Here is a 3923-nt window from a genome sequence, read left to right on the forward strand (position 1 = left end):
TTAGGTTTTTTCTCTCAATACACGGCACGACTTTTCTTTCGTGATAATTGATATGAAAGCGTATGAAGTTTTTTAAATTTTCTTTTTATTTATCAAGCATACACATTTAAAAATTGAAACTTGCAAAATCATCCCCATATGAGTTTTTCACAAAGTTATAAACCATTCTATCATTTTTCCATAAATTTTTAGAATACATTTTTTTTAAGATGTGTTCCATTGAATGACCTCGCGCTCTTTGAATCGAGAAAAATATACAGTGGTGACCGCAAGTTGGAGTAATGCCTTGCACGCATGAATCGCTATATACAACATCATCCAATTTATCAAATATGGGTTTGTCGAAGTTGTAGTAAGTGGGAGGATTCCCATAGGGATCGAAGAAATCGGCTTTTCTTTTGCTTTTGACGAATAGTAGACACCAATGTTCTCCCGGTCCGTTCGCTTTATCTGTGTTCAATATGATTATTGTGGGAAAGCGTTTCAATTTCGGGAGAGGAAGGTCGGGTGATGAAAACCCGGAAAAATGTTTTTTGGTGTTTATGTTTGTTTTGAAAACGTAATTCAATACGGCTCCATTCATATCCTCTTTTATCAGAAAAATTTTTCCACACTGACGTTTCGATGATTGTCAATAGTAAATTGCATAGGTATTTCATGATAAATTAAACACATCATGTCCATTGCAAGAGCTTCTCGGAACTTTACTTCTAATCTCATTGTTGATGATTTATTTGTGATTGGGGAACTTTCGGCACTTCCATTCTGGTCGGGTGACATGTCATAACTGAAGATGGTTGTGCCTAACGCAAACTCCTCGTATGTTATTGGAGGAGCTAACGGGTCTGGCGCCGCCAGTGTACGCATTGTTTGATAATAAGCCCGCGTGTAGAGACCATTATCAAAGTCACATTTTAATTCTGGCGTAGGATATGGCACTCCGTCTTTAAATAGAGCAATGTTTGAAATTTTGTTGTGTTTGTAGTGAAATGGATTTTTGTTCAATGCACCGTCCCAGGCTGATGTTTCAACAAAGAAAATTAAAACTCTGCTGGGGATGTTGTTTTGGAATAGATTGTTTCTTGTGAAGTTTGTAGAACCGGTTGTTATATTTAGTGGCAATATTTGGCAATCTGTGAATTTGTAAACAGCACTTTTTTCATTTCGACCCAACATTGCTTCCACACCCATCGTGTATTCTGGAATAGCCTCTACTTTGTGAACGTACAACACAGGGTTTGTGATATGTAAAGCAAATGGATGAGTGGCCGCTTCGTCTTCTCCCATCATATAGAACTTCGCATCTTCTCTTCGTTCGAGTATTACGTTAACGTCGACGTAGGGCAGCATAAACTTATCCAATAGAAACAACGGGCTATATGGTTTTATTAAAAATTGCGCTTTCCTGTTATGAAACCAACTTTTTCGTTCTTTCAAATGATCCACTGTTGCCGAGTTAACATCATCCATTTGCGTAGACTTATCTTTAAACCATCCTTGTAATCTACAGAATGTTTCGAGAGATGTTCGGTCGTGCGTTAGTAACGTATTTAAATGTGCTATGTAAGGATAGTGGTAGGTTGACGTGATAGGTTTTCCTCCAATTTCGATAGACACTTTATTAAATAATGAGTGTCCGATGTTATTGACTGGCGCCGCATGTGTTCCACGTGCATCAATCCCAAGCGCGACGTCATTATCTCCTGGTGCTTTTCGACCTGAAATTCTCACGTCAAATTCAATGTAACTTCCTTTCCAATCTATATAGTCGGTGCTTCCGGGTACATGAAATTTAATCGGTCCTTTGTCGGTTTCCGCAGTAACGGGATATATTGGTATGAAATTGCCTTTTCTCGCAACATCACTCACTGCATACTTGCTGAATAAATCCCAAGATGGGTCCATGTAAACGTCAGAAGGTCCTTGCATATTTATGATAGTTTACTCAATGCCGAATATTGGATGTTTGGAGCGTAGGCTTTTTTTCGTGCAATCGAAGAGGCAATCAAGTTTTTCCTTTTTTTGGGTTTCGGTCTTGAACTTTGCGAAGCTGTTTCTTCTTGGATTTTTGGTGAAGTGTTTGATGAAGTAATATCAGATACAGTTTTTGCTAAATTATTTAATGCAGCTTCTTTGATGTTTGTTCCCTGTAATGTATCTTTTGCGATGTTTGATACAAGATCCACAGCACGGCTACCGAGATTTTTTAAATAGGGTGTCGCGCTGCGCCACAAATTTCCAAAGAAACCTCGCCCTTGATGCGCGCCAGCTAACTGACCTCTTCCTCTTAGTAAGCTTGGATTATAACTATAAATTTGACCAAGGTTAGGCACAAATCTTTCGTCAGAGTCTAGACCTTCCCCGCTTGCATGTATGAAATATTGATAATAACGGTTATGCGAAGGTTCCATTGTAACAGCCTGTCATCACGCCGCTCTGATTTATACTGTAGCTCCAACACTCATTTCATTGCTTCTTGTATGAAATGAAGTACTACAAACACAGGACCTCTCAAAAAGTTTATCATATTTCCGGCAATTGAGGAAATGTAGATGCGGATGTTTGATAAATTGTTTAGTCTTATACACTTCTTATATTGGATGGGATTGAAATTGGTTTGAACGTTTTTGTTCTTTTCAAGCGTTTGAGGTAGTTTGAATTGTCTTAATAGAGCCATTCGTGTTTCATTGACGAGATCGGATTCCACTATGTCAGAATAAATCAGAACAGTATCTGTCGCATATTGTAGATCAGGAGGGGCGAAAGTTGTTACTTGTTGCCCAAAATTTTGTTCTTCCCATAGAACTTTGAGCATGAAGTAATAAATCAACGTTCCCTGTTTTTCGAATTTTCTCAAGAGTGCAGCAGTTTTATCGTATATTTCTCCTGAGTAGTTATTATCGAATGCAGAGCTAGTGAAAAACTTTTCGTTTGTTCTCTTTTCCATCTCTTCTGCGAAGGCAGGAAATTCTTCGAAGTAATCATTAAATTTCGTGTTTCTTGGCCAAACACTCCCATTTTTTAATATTGCAATAGGAGGTAATTCGTAGTTGAAATCTGCCCATGGCTGTCCTTTAGGAACTTGTATGAGACTCAGAACGCCCTCGATGTATTGCCAGTATTTATCTGTGTTTTTTGCCTGTGAGTCTATTTTTTTGAGAAGTTGAAAATAACGTCCATGAAGGTATGTTCGGTTTGTGGAGTGGTGATGTAAGTAGGCTCTGAAAAACATTCTTCTTTTGAAATGAGTCAGACGCAGGTTTCTATTTCCCTCGAAGCCTAACATGTTCTGTAAGGTTTTCGATATTCCAACGTCGTAGTCGAGATTTGCGCACTCTATTTGTACAGTTGAATTTTCTTGTGTTGAAAAACGTATAGAATACGTTACATCAGGTTCATCTGCCAATGAAGGTGCAACTCCAGTTAGATTACATTCACGCAGCAGGTCAATGAATTTATTGTTTGCAAACTGAGGCGTCTCCAAATTTTTAACAATTGCCGTTTCTACGTAGCTCGGTATATTAATCTTCTCGCGTTCCTTTGCGAGCTCGGTTAAATCCCTAGATGGTGTTTTATTTTCTTCCGGCTCAAGGTTTTCAGGGATTATATTATTGTCTGTTTCTTCAGACGTTTCCGATTGTTCTACTTCTTTTGGAGATAAGACTGCAGGTTCGGCTTTTTCATCATCTAATGCTGAGAGCGGTATTTTAAATTTTCTTGTTTTCGGGTCGACTTTAATGCTGTTAATAAAATCTTGCTCCTCAGCCGGTCTATGTTCATCTAATGGTGTTTCTGGTTTTTCAGAAGATAACGCTGTTGTTGTTGTTGTTGAAGAAATTGGAGGGAGCGGTATTTTAAATTTTCTTGTTTTCGGGTAGACTTTAATGCTGTTAATAAAATCTTGTTCTTCTTTCGGTATTAAC

The 3923-nt window shown here is 38.2% G+C and carries 3 protein-coding genes; all 3 read right to left on the bottom strand.

Going from position 1 to position 3923, the window contains the following annotated elements:
- Positions 1 to 594: 594 nt before the first annotated feature.
- Positions 595 to 1905, bottom strand: a complete 1311-nt coding sequence (locus tag JHC35_RS00335) for a hypothetical protein (RefSeq protein WP_295041327.1) — start codon at positions 1903 to 1905, stop codon at positions 595 to 597.
- Between the two features lie 26 nt (positions 1906 to 1931).
- On the bottom strand, positions 1932 to 2411 hold the full coding sequence (locus tag JHC35_RS00340) for a hypothetical protein (protein WP_295041329.1): 480 nt from the start codon (positions 2409 to 2411) through the stop codon (positions 1932 to 1934).
- 50 nt (positions 2412 to 2461) lie between these two features.
- The coding region (locus tag JHC35_RS00345) for a hypothetical protein (RefSeq protein WP_295041331.1) at positions 2462 to 3923 on the bottom strand (1462 nt) is incomplete at its 5' end.

This window comes from Sulfuricurvum sp. (assembly GCF_022759005.1).
GTDB lineage: Bacteria > Campylobacterota > Campylobacteria > Campylobacterales > Sulfurimonadaceae > Sulfuricurvum.